The sequence below is a fragment of the Chryseobacterium sp. UF-290 genome (assembly GCF_058245615.1).
This window is the reverse complement of the sequence record NZ_JBSICB010000001.1, coordinates 518,084-534,933: the sequence shown is the minus strand read 5'-3', so window position 1 is coordinate 534,933 and position 16,850 is coordinate 518,084. Positions and strand designations below refer to the sequence as shown.

General features: G+C 33.9%; 17 protein-coding genes and 1 pseudogene. 15 read left to right on the top strand and 3 right to left on the bottom strand.

Annotated elements, in window-relative coordinates:
* The first annotated feature begins 219 nt into the window (after positions 1–219).
* The 15 genes from AC4IF5_RS02345 to AC4IF5_RS02275 all read left to right on the top strand — a co-directional run bounded on the left by AC4IF5_RS02345 (position 220) and on the right by AC4IF5_RS02275 (position 15,736).
* Entirely contained in the window at positions 220–2,079 is a 1,860-nt protein-coding gene (locus tag AC4IF5_RS02345) for a type VI secretion system Vgr family protein (protein ID WP_490731294.1), read from the top strand.
* 362 nt (positions 2,080–2,441) lie between these two features.
* The gene (locus AC4IF5_RS02340) at positions 2,442–3,554 is read left to right on the top strand and encodes a DUF2931 family protein (RefSeq protein WP_490731293.1); all 1,113 of its coding nucleotides are present in this window, start codon (positions 2,442–2,444) and stop codon (positions 3,552–3,554) included.
* A 20-nt stretch (positions 3,555–3,574) separates the two neighbouring features.
* On the top strand, positions 3,575–5,407 hold the full coding sequence (locus AC4IF5_RS02335; RefSeq protein WP_490731292.1) for a phospholipase effector Tle1 domain-containing protein: 1,833 nt from the start codon (positions 3,575–3,577) through the stop codon (positions 5,405–5,407).
* A gap of 2 nt (positions 5,408–5,409) precedes the next feature.
* Positions 5,410–6,114, top strand: coding sequence for a hypothetical protein (locus AC4IF5_RS02330; protein WP_490731291.1), 705 nt, complete (start codon positions 5,410–5,412; stop codon positions 6,112–6,114).
* Positions 6,102–7,379: a hypothetical protein gene (locus tag AC4IF5_RS02325; protein WP_490731290.1), complete on the top strand. Its 1,278-nt coding sequence runs from the start codon at positions 6,102–6,104 to the stop codon at positions 7,377–7,379. The genes AC4IF5_RS02330 and AC4IF5_RS02325 overlap by 13 nt, the downstream gene beginning before the upstream one ends.
* On the top strand, positions 7,366–8,040 hold the full coding sequence (locus tag AC4IF5_RS02320) for a hypothetical protein (RefSeq protein WP_490731289.1): 675 nt from the start codon (positions 7,366–7,368) through the stop codon (positions 8,038–8,040). Before AC4IF5_RS02325 ends, AC4IF5_RS02320 begins: the two co-directional genes overlap by 14 nt.
* A 242-nt stretch (positions 8,041–8,282) precedes the next feature.
* Positions 8,283–9,230, top strand: a complete 948-nt coding sequence (locus tag AC4IF5_RS02315; protein ID WP_490731287.1) for a hypothetical protein — start codon at positions 8,283–8,285, stop codon at positions 9,228–9,230.
* Positions 9,231–9,240: 10 nt separating this feature from the next.
* Positions 9,241–10,125 (top strand): hypothetical protein, encoded by an 885-nt coding sequence (locus tag AC4IF5_RS02310; protein WP_490731286.1) that lies wholly within the window; start codon positions 9,241–9,243, stop codon positions 10,123–10,125.
* Between the two features lie 309 nt (positions 10,126–10,434).
* Complete coding sequence (locus AC4IF5_RS02305) at positions 10,435–10,974, top strand: hypothetical protein (RefSeq protein WP_490731285.1); 540 nt, start codon at positions 10,435–10,437, stop codon at positions 10,972–10,974.
* A gap of 21 nt (positions 10,975–10,995) precedes the next feature.
* Positions 10,996–11,424 carry a hypothetical protein gene (locus AC4IF5_RS02300; RefSeq protein WP_490731284.1) on the top strand — a complete coding sequence of 143 codons (429 nt, stop codon included), beginning with the start codon at positions 10,996–10,998 and terminating at the stop codon, positions 11,422–11,424.
* Between the two features lie 30 nt (positions 11,425–11,454).
* On the top strand, positions 11,455–11,889 hold the full coding sequence (locus tag AC4IF5_RS02295; protein WP_490731282.1) for a hypothetical protein: 435 nt from the start codon (positions 11,455–11,457) through the stop codon (positions 11,887–11,889).
* Between the two features lie 69 nt (positions 11,890–11,958).
* On the top strand, positions 11,959–12,792 hold the full coding sequence (locus AC4IF5_RS02290) for a tetratricopeptide repeat protein (protein ID WP_490731280.1): 834 nt from the start codon (positions 11,959–11,961) through the stop codon (positions 12,790–12,792).
* Between the two features lie 123 nt (positions 12,793–12,915).
* Positions 12,916–13,161, top strand: a complete 246-nt coding sequence (locus AC4IF5_RS02285; RefSeq protein ID WP_490731278.1) for a hypothetical protein — start codon at positions 12,916–12,918, stop codon at positions 13,159–13,161.
* A 237-nt stretch (positions 13,162–13,398) separates the two neighbouring features.
* Positions 13,399–15,132 carry a patatin-like phospholipase family protein gene (locus tag AC4IF5_RS02280; protein ID WP_490731276.1) on the top strand — a complete coding sequence of 578 codons (1,734 nt, stop codon included), beginning with the start codon at positions 13,399–13,401 and terminating at the stop codon, positions 15,130–15,132.
* On the top strand, positions 15,125–15,736 hold the full coding sequence (locus AC4IF5_RS02275) for a hypothetical protein (protein WP_490731274.1): 612 nt from the start codon (positions 15,125–15,127) through the stop codon (positions 15,734–15,736). Before AC4IF5_RS02280 ends, AC4IF5_RS02275 begins: the two co-directional genes overlap by 8 nt.
* A 46-nt stretch (positions 15,737–15,782) precedes the next feature.
* Here the strand turns inward: AC4IF5_RS02275 and AC4IF5_RS02270 are convergent.
* From AC4IF5_RS02270 to AC4IF5_RS02260, 3 genes and pseudogenes are all read right to left on the bottom strand, one after another.
* Positions 15,783–15,893: pseudogene (locus AC4IF5_RS02270) on the bottom strand (protein-tyrosine-phosphatase); the annotation flags it as partial.
* 95 nt (positions 15,894–15,988) lie between these two features.
* Positions 15,989–16,462, bottom strand: a complete 474-nt coding sequence (locus tag AC4IF5_RS02265; protein WP_490731272.1) for a DUF6428 family protein — start codon at positions 16,460–16,462, stop codon at positions 15,989–15,991.
* Positions 16,463–16,519: 57 nt separating this feature from the next.
* Positions 16,520–16,846, bottom strand: a complete 327-nt coding sequence (locus AC4IF5_RS02260; RefSeq protein WP_490731270.1) for an ArsR/SmtB family transcription factor — start codon at positions 16,844–16,846, stop codon at positions 16,520–16,522.
* Between the last annotated feature and the right edge of the window lie 4 nt (positions 16,847–16,850).

Here is a 16,850-nt window from a genome sequence, read left to right as displayed (position 1 = left end):
TCCGATAATGGGAATGCTGTTCTGTTTTTTTGTCTCTGCTGATTCCTTTCCGGGCAAAACAGATCGGTAAAAATTCTCTTGCGAAATATATTGTGATTTTAAAAATAAAGCTAATGAAAGTAAATTTTATATTGTGAAAAATTTATAACTTTATATTAAGATCGCCTGTTTTTAGAATTTATTTTAAAAATAAAGATCTTACCAAACACCTTACATAATATGAATAAAAATATCTCGAATTCCGAAAAGATTTCGGAGAATCATATTCCTGGAATCAACCGTGTGGTGAAGCTGGATATCGTGATTGAAGGCAAAATAATAAAGCACTTCAAACACTTCCGTTTGCTGCAAAGTGTGAAAAAGCATCATGAATTTGAGCTTACTCTGGCGCATGACACCTTAGACGGAGTACAGAACCATGACCTGGAAGAAGCCCAGCAGTTTTTAGGAAAACGTTTGACCGTAGTATTTAAATATAAAGATGTAGAAGGAAGCCCGGAAAGAACCTTTGTAGGAGTGATCACAAAAGTAGGGTTCAGCCAGGAAAGTCACAGTCTCGGAAATATTGTTTTAAAAGGTTACAGCCCTACTGTTTTGCTGGACGCAGCTCCCCATACCCAGAGTTTTGGAGGAGAAAAGCCTGTCAATATGGGAATCATTGCTACGGACGTTATCAAACAGGGAATAGATAGCAGTAAATTTGACGTGAATGTTAATGCAAAGGCGTCTTCTCAGATCCTTTACAGTGCCCAGTATAACGAGACCCACTACAATTATCTTTGCAGAATGGCGGAAGCCTATGGTGAACAGTTTTATTATGACGGTGAGATCCTGCATTTCGGAAATATGCCTCCTCAGAATAAAGCACTGGAACTGATCTACGGGAGCAATGTCTCCGATGTCAATGTAGAACTGAAAGCTGTACACATTAAACCTCATTTCTATGGGTACAACAGCAGTTCCAATACAAAGCTCACTTCCGGAGATACCCCAATAAACCATGTCGGAAATCTTGCCAAAACAGCCTATAAAAATAATGACGGAATATTCAAAACACCTTCACTACAGGTAGCTCCTATAAAAGCAGCTACGGATATGGATGTGGTCATTTCCCAGACAAGTATGGCAGGAAGTAAAGCAGTAGAGGTTTTTACTGTTTCAGGAGGAACTACGATCCCTTTTCTGTATCCGGGATGTGTTGCAGATATCAATATGCGGAAAACAGATACGAATAAAACGTCCTATTTTACCAAGCTGATGATGACGGAAGTAATCCATGAAGTGGATACTTTGGGACGTTATACAGGAAGATTTGAAGCGATCGCCTCAGATACAGGATATATCCCGACACCAGATTTTACCATACCTATTGCACAGCCACAGATTGCAACGGTCATATCCAATACAGATCCCCTGGGACAAGGGAGAGTAACCGTAAAATTTGACTGGCAGTTACATGATACCACCAATTTTATCAGAATGATGGCCCCTGATGCGGGAGGAACAGATCAGATCACTCAGAACAGAGGATATGTTGCTGTTCCCGAAGTGGGAGACCAGGTCATGGTAGGCTTTGTCCATAACCATCCGGACCGTCCTTTCGTGATGGGAGGAATGTTTCACGGCGGTACAGCATTGGGAGGAGGTGTGGATAACCATCTGAAATCCATACAGACCCGTAGCGGGATCCGTATTTTAATGAATGATGCCGAAGGAAGTGTCAATATTATTGATCCGAGCGGTAACAATTATTTTATGGATGGTAAAGGGAATATTATTGTGACCGCTCCTAAAAATATGACTTTTAATGTAGGAGAAGACCTGGCGATCAATGTAGGGAAGGATATGAAAACCAGTGTCGGTAATGATAACGCTGTCAATATTATCAATAATCACAGGTTTACCTCAAAAAATTACAAGCAGACCATTAATGAAAATAAAACCATCAATGTCACAGGTGATTTGCAGGAGACTACTTCTACAACCACTCACAAAGCAAAGAATGGTGATATTTTATTACAGAGCTCAGGGGTTGCCAAAATGCTGGGTAAAATAGATGCGAAAGTAAATAAAGGATAAATATGTTAAAAAAAGGCCTTATTTCCTTTTTTTCCTCTGTGTTGGCAGTAGTGGCTCTTGTTATTATTGAATTAGGTTTTATGGATCTCACAACACAGTATAGCCAAGGAGATTATGGATGGGTTGCCCTTTGGTTGATCCTCGCTTTTTTTCCGGTATTATTTGCTCTGCCATTTGTGATTGCCTCTAAACGTAAACAAAACGAAATAAGCGACTTTCTTTTATTTTGTTTTTACTCTTTTTGTATATGTTTTCTTGTGATATCATTAATTTTAGTGATTATCCTTCCGTTGATGTCATAAGAATAATCAAGTAGCGACAATGAAGAGTGAGTTGTTAAAAAAAAATGTAAGGTATTAATAATGAATAGACTAATAAAATATCTGTTAAGCTTTTTATTCTTTACACAGATTTCGTGTCAGGAAAAGAAAGAGCATCAAAAAACTAACACTATGACAAAATATGAATGGACTGAAGGAACTTCTGCCCCTTTAGGATATCCGATGGAAGTATACAAGGGAGGAATAGAATGTGAAGGTGGAGAATGGGTAAGCTTGGGTTTTGGAATCATTCCTGGAAATGGTTCCTGGGGCTCCATTAATCATGGGATGGGGAATGGTTTTAAAAGTCTTCCTTCCCGTTTGGATTTTATCTGGATGTCTTATCCGGAGAACCAGTTTTACATGATTGATACAGCTATTGATACAGCTAAAATTAAAGAATATTTCAGTAAGGGCTATCAGATAAAAGCAAACAGTGGTAGTGGGAATATTCAACATCTGAATTATAATGAAATTTGTGTGGGAATGGCTCCTGGAGGTGTGGTGGTAGTTTGGGTAGCAGGTGTTGGGGTTCAGAAAGAAGTAGGAAGATATCAAGGAAAAAAAGTAACGATCCCTGAATCGGAAATTGCTAAGCTGGATAGCCATGAGAACCGCTTCTGGAGGAAAGATTATCTTGATGAAGTATTTAATAATGGTAAGGTCATTCCTGCTGAGATAAGAGAGAAAAATAAAGAAAAGCCTATTCCGCTTGGCTTGTGGGATACCTACAGAATACGCTACAGCTGGAAACCTGTTTTTGAGCTGCCGGAAAATGCTAAGCTCAATCCACTGACCGATGTTGGAATATCAACAATTAATGGTGAATGGGAGCAGCTTGATGCGGAAAAAAATCCATTAACAGAGAGTGAATGGAGGGCAATACCAACTTTAATATCATTTTCTTTGGTTGCGGCAGACCAAACCAAATATGAAGCAGGATGCAATCTGGATGAGAAATCCAGTTTTGAGGCTTTTACCAAAGTATTTGGTGATGATCCTAAATCAACTAAGGCAAGTATCATCATTAAGGTGAATGAGGCATACAGCTTTTTTACTGTTTTATTGAAGGGGGAGAATGGAAAAGAAGCTTTTATTAAAACAGATAATCTGGAGATGTATAAATCTAAAGTAAAGTATAAAAATACTAATTGATAACAAAAATCAAATTGGTTATGGGAAAAACATTCGTATACAATACGGGCAATGCTAAGCCTCCTATAGGCGAACTACATCTTGAAATAGGAGTGTTCTTCGACGGTACTTTGAACAACTTGAAAAATAGCGAGTTAAGAATGAAGTATAGGGATGGAAAGAATAAGATAGAAAGTACCGACAATAAAGAAGAAATCCTGAGAAAAGAAAAGGCAATTGAAGATACAAGAGCCTTACAGGAAAAAGAATACAAAAAACTTAAAAATAAAGAAATATCTGATAATGACTCTGAGTATGAACGCTATCTTAAGGCGAGTCATCGGTCATGGCTTGATAGTCAGGGAGTTGATAACAGTTTTAGTAATGATTATACCAATGTGGCAAGAATGTACCAATGTTGCGAGCAAAAAGGTTATGGTGTGTATGTGGAAGGAATTGGGACCTTGAATAACAGCAGGGATGTCGATGACGGATTCCAGTATGGTTCCGGTAAAACAGGAGTTAGAGGAAAGGTAAGGATTGGATGTGAAATGGCTGCTGACAGGATTGGTGCTTTAAAAAAGCAGCAGCGTGAGAGAAAAGTATTGACCAAAATCACAATCGATACCTTTGGATTCAGCCGTGGAGCTGCTGCAGCAAGGAATTTTGCCTATGAAATCAATGGGAATAAAAGAGCCAAAGATGTTGAGATAAAAAAATCAAGAAAGATCATAGGCTATACTCAGATGGATTCCTATGAAGACCCGGTAACGGTACCTGAATATGGAGATATATGGATAGATAAAGATAATACAGAAATAGATCCCCAATATATAATAGATGGTAAGCTTCCAAAATTTGGCTTTTTGGGATATTATCTTTTGAGTAAAGATATTTTGACAAGAGAAGAGCTCGAAGATCTAGATCTGGATGTTCGTTTTATTGGAGTGTATGATACTGTTTCATCTTATGAAGAGTATGGGGATATGGGAGGAATGAGACGTGTGGGATGGGAAGGAATGAAACATTCTGTTCTGGGACCAAAATATAACTTTGGAGATGATGTAGAGCAGCTTCAGCTTAAAAATCCCGGGCCTTATTTTAGAGCTGTTCATTTTACGGCGGCTAACGAGCATCGTGAAAATTTTTCATTAACCCTGTTTCCAGGCAGTGTAGAAAAAGAATTCCCGGGAGTGCATTGTGATATTGGAGGTGCTTACGAAAACGGAATGGAAGTCGTGGATGAAATAGAAACTTCCAATCACAAACCCTTATGGTTCCTAAATAAACGCAGACAACAATTGATTGATGAGCATTGGTATAATGAAGAGCAAATAGAAATCAACAATAAGTTTCTGAATGCTATAAGCTTCGGAAATGTATATCGAAAGATTACAGGGACTCGTTTTTTAAGAAAAGAATACAGCTATATTCCGCTTCATTTTATGGAAGAGCTTGGCCTTAATCTGTATGACCATCAGCTGATCATAAAAACAGAAACAAGCTATTCCATAGAACATGATCAATATCTGCCTCATGCAAAAGATCTTTTACATGAGTATGTCTTTACAGGTGGAGACAAATGGAATTTCAAGACAGATGAACAGGTAGAAAAAGAAAAACAGGAGCGGGCAAGAGAAAAATTATACAATCCGGAGCCCGTACAAGAACCGGTACAGGAAAGCTTTCCCGATGAGGTGACGGATGAATATGGCAATAAAATTAAGACCGTAACTTTAGAAGAAGTTGTAGTCACTGCTTATCATCCTCAGAAACTATTGAGGATTATCCGCAACGAATACCTTCATTGGTCAGCGAACAGAGACTGGATGGGAATGGATCCCAATAATGATTATCAAAGAAGAATATACTAAGAATGACCTCCAATATATTGCAGAATCTTCATCGGAAAATATACAGGCTGGAAACGATCGTCACAGAACAGCGAAACGCTTTTTATTCTACCCAAAAAAGCTTTGCCAGACAGGTTGAGGTATATTATTGGGGAAAGCTGAAGGAAGAACACCAGTTTCAGGTCCTGGTTGTAGATTTTGATTTTTCTGATGATGAAGATGCAATGGGTAAGTTTTTAAAAAAGATAAGCTACTTATTTGATGAACTGGAATGTAAGGTAGATGCAGAAGGAAATATCACAGCAGTAGATAATCTGCTTTTTCTTAGATTGAGATGGACGAAAATACAGGCCGAATTATCAAAGACCCATAAAGGTGAGGTGGTAGAACATTATTTCAACCAGATAAGCGACCTGCTCGGGGATGAAGCGAAGCTGATAGATTTTCTGGGAAGCTATAAAATGTTCGGACTGCTTTTTAATGGTTTGTTACAATCATTTGAAACCAAAAGGGGAAGAGAATCTTTAGATGGATTTACAGAAATAATGACTCCTGTAAAAGTGGGAGATAAAATAATGCTGAAAATCTCAGCCCAGAATCTGGAGCAGACAGATATTGATGACTTTAGAGGCTTATTCGTCTGCAAAGGAGATCATTATGAAGAAGGTTTTATAGAAATCAAAAAACAGAATTCTCATTTAAAACATTCATTGTTATGGATAGGTTAAAGAACGAGGGAGAAAGCAATACTCCGGAAACTCAAACTCAAAATACTGCACAGGATAACGACAAAATGAAGGCTGATAATAAGCAAAAGATGGATGATAAACGTGCTGAAAATGAAGAGAAAGATAATAAAGATGAAGGTTTATTATTGGCAATAGATGGTGCGAAAATAAAATTTAATGCCCATTCGGGAACCTTTAAAGTTTTAAATAATGTTCCGACTACCCAGGACAAGCTTACCGGAACTATTGTGGAAAAACAGATTCCCAACTTTATCTTTGATGACGGTTTCCAAATGATTGCCCTCACAGAATGGCAGGATTTTGGGACAGCTAAAGTACAGGAGAATTATGTATTATTAAAAAAATCAACCTTACCGGGAACAGGCAAGATGCCGGGCAATATACCTCCTGAGACAGGCAAGATAGAGTTTGTTACTTCGGGGCAGGTTAATGAGCCTGAAAGTATTGATGCGAAGGGTGCGCCGGTGCCGGAAAATTTAGACGATAATACAGAGTATATTTATTATACAAAAGATGGATTTTATTTAGGTGGTAGCGAAAGCAGTATAAAAGTTTACCTCTCTACACAAGAAGAATATGACAAAGCAAAAAAGAACAAAAAATGGTCTTTAATCAATAAAGAAAATAATTTGCTGAAAGAAAAAGGTCTAGATATTCCACATACAAAATTTGTAGAAAAAGCATCAACAATATATGGTGAAAGCTCTGCGTATAGAGGGAATATTGATATTGAAGAAGAATTAGCCTTAGAAATGATGGCTATTGCAAGTGTTCATAAAATAAACAAAGTTGCTTATGGTGTAAATAGTACACAAGCAAAACTTTTTAGAAATACTCAAATAGCAAAAAGGAATACTACGAAAAAGCAATTAGCCATTAATGCAATAATTTTTTCTTTAACTTCTGATAATGATCCTAGTAACGGAGCAACAATGTGGGATGGTGCAGAACAGGCTGCTTTCCCAATAACTGATGATAGATATTCTACAGGGAAATTTGAAATCCATATGAATACAATGGGGTGGACAATTTCAAAAGAGCACCACAACAAGTGGAAAGCAGGAGTAGAAAGATTAGGAGCGACTTTTAATGCACCTGCTGAAAAATACACTCCCGGAAAAAATCCAAATAATAAATATGCAACAGCAAATACAATCGCCTTAGAGTCTAGAGCTGTTTATTTAGGAACCATATTTTGGAAAGAATTAAAAACTAGAAAAAAGAAACCTGATGAAAAAAAATAATATATTTTTTCTTTTGTTTTTTATTTTTATTGCTTGTAAAGCACAGGATTATAAGGTAATTCATACAAGTAATAACATAATAAATTCGATTTATTATTTTCATTCTAATAATGAAGAATTTGCACGAGTTTATGGAGATACGTCGCCAAAAGATTCATTAACTTTTATCAAAAAAGGGAATGATTTGATAATGGAAGAGTTTACAATTATTGAAAAGGAAAAAAAATCTAATGGTAATATAAGATATGTTGACTATTTTTCTTCAGTTTCAGATATTATTTCCACGGGAAATCCTTTATTCATAAATGAAGTTCCTATAATAAATTTTAATTTTATAAAAAAAGATTTAGACTTGGAGTTGCTTGCAAAGCAGAATTGTCATTTTACTTCAAATAGCTATAATCATTGCGATTTTATCCTCCCAAAAGAAGACGAATTATCATATTTACCTATAAATTCAAGAATAATTTCTATTAATTTAACGAGGAAAAATAATTATCTGAAAAAACTTGATATTAAGGCAGAATATATGGGGCAAAATATTTTTTATCAAAGAGTCTATTATTATAATGGTAAGAAATTAAAAAAAATAATTACTTCAATACAAGATAGCAACTCTACAAATACCTATGTAGATAAGTTTGAAATAATCAAAATATAGCAATGATGCCCTGGAGTTGTGATCTTTGGTGGGAAGCGATATTAATTATAATAAAGAAGGTAAAATAGACTATACAAAAACTTATACTCTAAAAGGTTCTATGGGTGTTCGCTTCCTTCATTGTATTTTAATAAGAATAAGCCTTGTCATTAACAGCTTCAAAAGAATATTTATTTGAGAAGCTCCCGTCCGGAAACTCAAAATCAGAGTACAGCGCAGAACAATAACGAACTGAAGGCAAGATGCCTGGTAATATCCCTCCGGAAATTGGAAAGATAGAGTTTGTTACTTCGGGGCAGGTTAATGAGCCTGAAAGTATTGATGCGAAGGGAGCGCCGGTACCTGAACAGGAGGAAAAGGTGAATGGATATTTTTATAACTATAATGGAGCTTATGAAGGAAATGTTACGGGTCAGAAAAAAGGAAAAGAAAATGATGTATATGCTTGTAACGGAAAAGGTTTGGAAAATGATGTTTACAAGAACCCTAAAAAGTTGAACATAACACATAGTGATTTTCAACGTGTATGCAATATAGTCAAACATGAAGGCTTATCAAATGAAGAAAATGAATATATCTTTATTGCGCATGCTAATTATAACGAAGGTAAAGATAAAGGAGCTACAATGTTAGCAAGACTAATGACATCATATTCTTCAGTTAAATTAAGAGATAAGGAGTTTCCATTATCAGATAATGCTGTAGATCTTTTGAGTAAGTACTCAAGAAAAGGAGTAATTGATGCCTTACTAAGAGATATTGATACTTCAAAAACTGATCCTACAGATGGTGCTAGATTTTGGGATGGTGTTGATTTTCTAGCCTGGGGAGTTGATACAGAGCTAAAAGCAGATAGTAATCTTAAAACTGGTCATAACAAATTTGATGATTATGATTATATAAAAATCAAAAAAGAATTATATGATCAATTTGTTGCAAAAATAAAGCAAAAATTTCCAAATGGTGAACCTTATGGTTCTTCTCATAATCCTCAAACTGATAAAGGCTCTCATGTTCATAAAGAAACAAGTAGAGGTATGAGGGCGATATATTCCATACCTTCAAGTGATTTTAGCAGAGAAGAATATTGGACGACGGGTGATTTTTATTATAAAAATAAAATTAAAAAACCTAAAGGAATAACAGCAACTCAAATTGCAGGATATTCTATATTTTGGAAAGAAAATTAATATTTGAATTATGAATCGACTACATATTTTATTTTTATTTACTATTGTATTTAATTCTTGTTTTTCTCAGAATAAAGAAATAATAAGAATAAAAGAACAATACATTCCCTTAAAAACATATGAAAATGATACACTCATAAAAAATGATGATAAAAAAGAAGTGTTTTCATATGTCTATACTCTTAATTTAAAAAAAGATAGTGTGGGGTATTATAATGATACTTATGAATCATTGGATAAAACGATTCCAATAATTTTTGTACTAAAGAACATTAAACAATCAAGTAATACCTTAAGCTTAATAATATATGAACAATCAAAAATATCAGATAGTCTTACTGTGAGATTTACAGACCAAAACCAAACAGTAACTCTAAATCAAAAGGATACTTATTTTTTGAATAAATCTTATTATACTGAACTTAAGAATAGCATTTCTAGAGAAAAGAATATTTTGGACTTAGTAGACTTATTGGATGATAATTTAGGAGATTATCCATATCAATTAAAATATCTGAATAGAATATCCTCCTATAAAAAATACAAAAATCATGATTTAAAGATATTAAAAGCTTCGTTAGTGACGAAAAGAACACAATCTGATGAAATGGATACATGGGATGTTATCTACAAGTATAGTAAAAATATATTGCAGTCTGTTACAAAAAATTCAACAGAGGGAGAACCTTCTTTTAATAAAAAATTATTGTCAAAAAATGGAAATGAATATAAATATAAGATTTATAATAATGTAGAGAGCAGATTTGAAGACAAGGATGAAGTAACATTTGATATAGATAAAAATACCTATTCAGCTATACAAAATCATTTTCAATTTGGCTTGGTAAAAGAAAGTACTTCAAAATTAAAAAGGATATTATTTAAAAAAGAATAGGTAAACTGTAGTTATAAATAGTCATTTTGTTCAAAATATAATAGTTGGATACTTACAAAAGATCAAACTCTTTACAAATATGAAAATGGGAAAATAGAAAATAATTTACCTAAAGACTACTTTTTGTCTATCGATAATAAGAAATACCCCAAGAAAAAAAGGTCTGGTCCCGTAAGATAAAAATTTAAAATGCAGATAAAAAAGATGATGTATTAAAGTTCTCACAATACATAAATGGAAAAGTGAAACATCCTTATGGATTGAAAGAAAGAAAAGAATTTACGAAAAATCTAAAATTATTTTTTAAGTATGACGAATTGTGTATTTCTAAAAAAAAGTAAAATAATTGGGCTTGTACTAGTTCCTCTGCTTAGCAACGCACAATATCAGATTATTGCCAAAAAAGATCTGAATTTAGATAAAATCCAGGATGTTATTTATAAAGATTCAGTTACCAATAAACTAATTTTTGAATATGGGAAGTCAATTGAGAACAGGAAAAATGATTCAATATTTTTTTTCTCAAATTATAATTCAGAAGCAGGAAGTTTAAATGTCAAAGTAATAAAAAGTCTTATCAGTGTTAAATTCACTTACGCGCCTAAATATCTCGATTTTGATTTATTAAACTTTAGCTATGATAAACTAAAAAAAGATTGGATTTTGACGGATATTTTAAGTTCAAGAACTAATCCTTTAAGTGAAAGGTTAATGACTGAAAAGTGTCAGTATAAAATACCAAGGAAAATGAATTTTTCTTTGACGAAAAATAACTTTGATAACGTTCAGGAAAAGCTATTAGATAATAAGAAATATTGGGTAAAGTGTTCGAAAAACAGCCTTGAATGAAAGTGATGAAAAGAAAGTAATATGGAACAAATATTAAAAATCTCAAATGGGGTAAAAACAATAAAGCCAAAATTGAAAAACTTGATGATTAGACCATTTATATTTTTAATTTTTTTCATTTCCCACTTTGCCTATTCTCAAAGTATTATTGGTGTTTATTCATCGGTAGAGCCTAAGTGTAAGCTCAATCTAAAAATAGCTCATGATAATAGTTTTATTTTTAGTATGGGAAAAATAAAAAAATATAAAGGGACTGTCAAGATCTCTAAAGAAGATAGTGTAACCTATCTGGATTTTAATGAGGGTATAGGAGGTATGTATTCAAATGACACAATCTCTATTCAAAATTCTGGCAATTCAATGAACCAGTATACACATTTCAGAGAATGTGATGAAATGTATATCCACTTAGTCAAGTTAACTGATGAAAAAAGCTTTAAGATTTTGTAGTTTCTTCTATTTTGTCTGATATTGAGAATAATGAAAAAAACGCTAATAGTACTTTTATTACTAATCACTTGTATAACCTATTCACAAACGAAAAAAGGGTTGCCCCTTATTTCCATTTCTAAATGTTGCAAATTAGGGTTTAATGAGTATAATAAAGAATTTAATATGTATCAAAACCCTTTTATTCTGAAAAGCGGTAAGAAATATAAAATACAAGGCTATGATAATTCAAATTATTCCGGAGGACAAATTCTAAGCATATCACCTAATAAAAGATTTATAGTTATGGATTACATTTCTAAAGGATATGTAGAAGACGGAACTAATAAAACATTATACGAGAATTATTTATGTGTTATTGTTGATATAGTGAAGAAAAAAGTTGTGACAGAATTACAATCAGATTGTGGTGGAAAATGGGATAGGAAAAATAGGTGGATTAATGATGGGAAGGTGATATTTTGATAAGATTCTATGTTATATCATATAGCAACAGAAGGGATGCTTTTGATAGAACGGTTAAAATATTTAAAGATGATAAATAAAATTTCTTTATTACTTCTTCTTTCAGGAATAAGTTGTAATTCCCAAAATTCTCAAGTAGAGTCTTTATTACAATCAAATGAGATTGTAGCCCAGCTTCATAATGACTTTAACAATGATGGTGTTCGTGATGATTTATATATTTTAACATTAAAGAATGCTAAAAAAGAGTCTGAGCAACTCACTCAAAGAAAGCTTATTATTGTTTTTAAGAATAAAAATAATACCGAACGATCTACTTATGAAAGCAATACTATTTTTCCCTGCAAAGAATGCAGCGGAAAATCCAATGTGAATATTGATAATCTGAAATTTGAAAATAATTTACTTTCCTACACAACCTGTATTGCCCCTTTTGCCTCTGATAAATATTCTGTCATTGATTTCACATTGAAATTTTCAAACAATACCTTTGATCTCTTTACATATAAGGAAAGTTATTTTTCAGTTGAAGCAGACGATAAGGCGACAATACTATTAGATGCGGGTGATTTTTCTAAGATAAAGTTTAATTATTATGATTGGGTTGCGGATAAAAGCTGGCTGGATTATGTAGTTATTTCATCCCATAACATTACTAAAATAAATGATTTTGCCTTTAATCTTGAAAGTATTAATCCTTCAGTATCAATTAATGTACTTCAAAAAATAATTCAAAAATATCCTGATCGGGTTGTAGCGTATCTTAATCTTGCAAATAGCTATTGGAATATAGGAAAAAAAGAAAAGGCTATAGAAAATTATAAAACATATCTTTCTTTAATGAAATCTCAAAAAAAAGATCTTAATAAAGTTCCAAAGTATGTTGAAGAAAGGATAAGATAGTGATGCTAAATATTGCTATAATAACAGATTATGGTTTTCTTTTCTTCGCATAAATAGCTTTAGATATATGAAGTATTCTTAAAATGTATATAAATTTTTATTAACTTTATAAAAACTTATATCATGAAAACTGGAATCATTATAATAGATCCGGGGCATGGTGTTATGAAAAATGAAGCGAGCTCCAACGCCAACCATGCAGTTTCTGCTTTAGGAAACCTGAAAAATAACTTAACTCTTCAAGTCAGTCTTTCTCCTGAGCTAAGGCCAAAAGAGTACAAGGGTTTGTCTGACCCGAAAATCAATACTCATTTATCCACTAAAGATAGATTGTTATTCCCCTATAAAACAAATGCTTTAATAATCTGAAAAATATACGTTTTTCAGGCTATATTCATTTATCATTTATTTAAATAGCATCATATATTTATTACCCAAACGGGTAATTGACGTGCGAATATATAATCGTAAAATTTGTGGTAAGAATAAAACTGCTGTTACAGTGTAGAGCAGATCAAAGCAAGTGTCCCGCTTATTGATGAAAAATGGAAGCTTTGGTATGTCAATGTGAAATAAAAAGCTATAAACTAAAATCAACCATTAACCATGAAAACAGATTTAGAAGAGATCAAAAGCAAGTATGGAAAGATGAAATTTAAAGATAGGAAGGGAACGCTTGCAGAGCGATTAGAAAAACTTGAAAATAAAAGATTTTCAGATACAATTTCAAAAGATAAGAACGGTAAAATACTTCAATGGGTACATTTTGTACAGGAAGGAGGAGGAACATTGGGGATTTCATTGGTTGGTTATGTATTTGTCCTTGAATATTTGGGGATCAGATTTTTAAGATTAGCCGGTACCAGTGCTGGGGCAATCAATACCCTGTTTCTGGCATCTATGGGAGAAAAGGATGAGCCGAAATCAGCGGAATTGTTTGATATGATGATGTATGATAAGAAAAGGTTCGATATGAGCAGCTTTATCGATGCTAAACTGGGGATTGTCAGGTTTATGATATTTTCTTTGAGCAGAGGCCCTGGGCTTGTCAATAATATCCTGATTTCGTATCTGGCAGTCGCTGCTTTGGCATTGGTGATATTGCCTTTGCTAAGTTATGCTGGGGTTGACATGGCTCCTGCTTATCTTATTTTTATGGCTCTTTTTATTGGAATGTCAGCAATAATTGTGATATTATTGTGGAGACTTCACCAATACAGGTATGGAATCAATCCCGGAAAAGTTTTTGAAAATTTTCTGAAAAGAGAGCTGAAAAAATCAGGAATTACAACTCAGGAACATTTGAGAAAAAAAGCAGAAGGATATATGGAATTTGATTCCAGGAAATTTGTGAATACTGATGAGGGGAAAGTGATTTCAGAAACAGAGCAGGTGAGGCTTAAGTCTTTTGCAGGCAGAAAAGAGTATTTTAATGATGATGCAATGCCGGAAAATGAGGTAAACCATGAGCATAAGTGGTATTCCAATATCATTTCCGAAATGGATGATCCTCCGCAAATTCAAGCTAAGTTAAGTACGGAAAAATTCAACTCGGATAAGGGCCTGAAACTTCCGAAATTATACCTTATAAGAGACGAAGAAAAAACGGTTGAAAAAAATGTACTGAATGAAGACTCTGATAGTGAGGGAACAGAAGATAAAAAGCTCAAAGAAAAAGATGAAAAAAAGATTGACTTTGATTATTCTTTTGTAACCACAGATATTGCCAATCAGTGTAAAATTGTTTTTCCCCGGGACGAAAAATTATATGATTTCGGTTCAGCCGTTTTCAATCCTTCAATTTTTGTAAGGGCATCTATGGCTATTCCTATGTTTTTCGAACCGAAAATTATTCCTGCTAATAAAAGTACAGACTGGCTGGAAGCCAAAGGAATCGTGAGGCGGTCAACAAATGGGATACTTATTGATGGCGGGTCTTTATCTAATTTTCCTATCAACTTATTTCATATCAGCCATATTCAGGAACCAAGAGTCCCGGTATTGGGGGGCCGGATCATGGATGAAAAACCTGTGGTCAACCAGAAACAGAGACTGACCTTCAGCAGTTATGTCGGTAATGTGATCAATACCCTTCGGAATAATGAAGACAGTTCTTTTTTGGCAGTCAACCCGTTTTACAGAAAACATAGCATTGCTGAAATAAAAGCTTATGAGACGAAGACCAATTGGCTGAATTTCGGACTTTCTTTTGAAGAAAAAGAGATTTTGTTCCTGAAAGGTGTAGAAGCGGCATTAAGCTTTCTGGAAGATTTTGACTGGAAGCAGTATAAGCTGGATCGTGAACGGTTAAACCAAAAAGAAAATATGAGCCATGAATAACTTTTTAATCAGACTGCTCCTTCGGATCTGTTATTTTACAGCATCCGTTCTATGGGGAGTCATGGGTTTTCTTCAGTTTGAGAAGAATAAATGCCTTAAACTTCCGCAAATATATGATTCTATAGATCATTTCAGAGATGAGTTCAGCAAGTTGAGCACGTGCCAGCAACAATTGGATGTGCTGACCTTACAATATGATAATTTCGCTATATTTTTCGGGGGATTTTTTTTAGTGTTGTATGCTCTGAAGCAGAAAAACGAAAAAAGAGAAGCGAAGAAAAAGCCTTTCTGGTCTGCTGTATTCATCCTGTTATTATTTCTTGGGATCGTTTATATGGCTCTGGACTGGACGGAAAATTACTGTTTTTTACATGCAAGCAACCCGGAATTTACATTCGGCCATTTTAAATGGTTGCAGCTATCCAAATGGGGGATAGGACTTTTCACTCTTATAGCCTTAATGCTGACAGATATTCTGATCTTCAGGAATTGGCGGGGTATTTTATGGGGCATTTTTGGCTTTTTGGTGATCAATTGGCTGGTTTCAAAATCTTTCAGCATGTATAAGAATTCTATTCCATTTTGCAAAGAATATACGAGGTGAAACATTTTCAGCCTTAATTGCTTACCTGTGAAAAGACATAAAATATTTCTGCTCCTGCTATGAAAGGGTAGCCTTTGTCTGCTTGTGAACAAGTCATTATAGCGGCAAAATTGCAGGTCGGATTAAACGGGTTCTCATATTTTTTAGAGAACCCTAGGGAACATGTACGGAATAACAAGCTGCTTTTTTAATAGCTCTATTGTTTCTAATAGTTGAGGATACATAATTTATTCAATTTTAGTATAATTCAGCTTAACAACATCCAGAGTTTGGAGTACAATAAGAACCTTTGTTAGAAGAAAGATCTGACAAGTTGACTTTCTGCTTTTCAGCAGGAATACCACAAGCATCCTTAGCTAAACAAGCTGTTGTTTTATTTTTAAGAACAAAAGTTTTCCCATTAAATGCTAAATCATATTTTCCAATCGTGTTATTTTGATACTCAACTTCAATTTCACCCTCTCCAATACCCAGCTTTGCTTCTGAAAGTTTGATAATATGTAAAAGCTTTCCGGGCTTTAATCTGTGCTCAAAATCATTTGCATTCCATAATTGGAAATTAACCACTCTTTCATTGCGGATTGTACCACCACAATCAATAAAATGTTTTGTTACGGTTCCTATCTCTGTAACATGAAAATGCTCCGGAACAAAAGTTCCGTTTTCTAATTGAAATTCAACATTGTCTAATGTTGGTAAAATTTCTTTGATTTCAGATAATTTCATATTTTTCTTTTTTATCGTTTAAATGCAATATTGCGATATTTTACTTAAAAAAATGCTTTAACAGCATTTCTGATTGGCAGTAGTGAGAATAATAGTTGAAAAGTAGTCTTTCAATATTCCAAATGTATTTTCATCAATACAGTAGCAAATGGCAGTTCCTTCAATATTCCCTTTTATAAGACCTGCATTCTTCAACTCTTTCAGATGTTGGGAAACTGTTGCCTGTGCCAATGGTAATTCATTCACAATATCTCCACATATACAAGTATTTACTTTTAGCAGATATTCGATGATCGCAATTCTGGCAGGATGACCTAATGCTTTTGTAATGATAGCCATCTTGTTTTGCTGATCTGTAAATTGGTCGGTTTTCGTCACTCCCATAACT

Coding starts and splice junctions, on each gene's coding strand:
- AC4IF5_RS02345 (WP_490731294.1), top strand. CDS start 220: ATGAATAAAAATATCTCGAATTCCGAAAAGATTTCGGAGAATCATATT.
- AC4IF5_RS02340 (WP_490731293.1), top strand. CDS start 2,442: ATGAATAGACTAATAAAATATCTGTTAAGCTTTTTATTCTTTACACAG.
- AC4IF5_RS02335 (WP_490731292.1), top strand. CDS start 3,575: ATGGGAAAAACATTCGTATACAATACGGGCAATGCTAAGCCTCCTATA.
- AC4IF5_RS02330 (WP_490731291.1), top strand. CDS start 5,410: ATGACCTCCAATATATTGCAGAATCTTCATCGGAAAATATACAGGCTG.
- AC4IF5_RS02325 (WP_490731290.1), top strand. CDS start 6,102: ATGGATAGGTTAAAGAACGAGGGAGAAAGCAATACTCCGGAAACTCAA.
- AC4IF5_RS02320 (WP_490731289.1), top strand. CDS start 7,366: ATGAAAAAAAATAATATATTTTTTCTTTTGTTTTTTATTTTTATTGCT.
- AC4IF5_RS02315 (WP_490731287.1), top strand. CDS start 8,283: ATGCCTGGTAATATCCCTCCGGAAATTGGAAAGATAGAGTTTGTTACT.
- AC4IF5_RS02310 (WP_490731286.1), top strand. CDS start 9,241: ATGAATCGACTACATATTTTATTTTTATTTACTATTGTATTTAATTCT.
- AC4IF5_RS02305 (WP_490731285.1), top strand. CDS start 10,435: ATGACGAATTGTGTATTTCTAAAAAAAAGTAAAATAATTGGGCTTGTA.
- AC4IF5_RS02300 (WP_490731284.1), top strand. CDS start 10,996: ATGGAACAAATATTAAAAATCTCAAATGGGGTAAAAACAATAAAGCCA.
- AC4IF5_RS02295 (WP_490731282.1), top strand. CDS start 11,455: ATGAAAAAAACGCTAATAGTACTTTTATTACTAATCACTTGTATAACC.
- AC4IF5_RS02290 (WP_490731280.1), top strand. CDS start 11,959: ATGATAAATAAAATTTCTTTATTACTTCTTCTTTCAGGAATAAGTTGT.
- AC4IF5_RS02285 (WP_490731278.1), top strand. CDS start 12,916: ATGAAAACTGGAATCATTATAATAGATCCGGGGCATGGTGTTATGAAA.
- AC4IF5_RS02280 (WP_490731276.1), top strand. CDS start 13,399: ATGAAAACAGATTTAGAAGAGATCAAAAGCAAGTATGGAAAGATGAAA.
- AC4IF5_RS02275 (WP_490731274.1), top strand. CDS start 15,125: ATGAATAACTTTTTAATCAGACTGCTCCTTCGGATCTGTTATTTTACA.
- AC4IF5_RS02265 (WP_490731272.1), bottom strand. CDS start 16,462: ATGAAATTATCTGAAATCAAAGAAATTTTACCAACATTAGACAATGTT.
- AC4IF5_RS02260 (WP_490731270.1), bottom strand. CDS start 16,846: ATGGGAGTGACGAAAACCGACCAATTTACAGATCAGCAAAACAAGATG.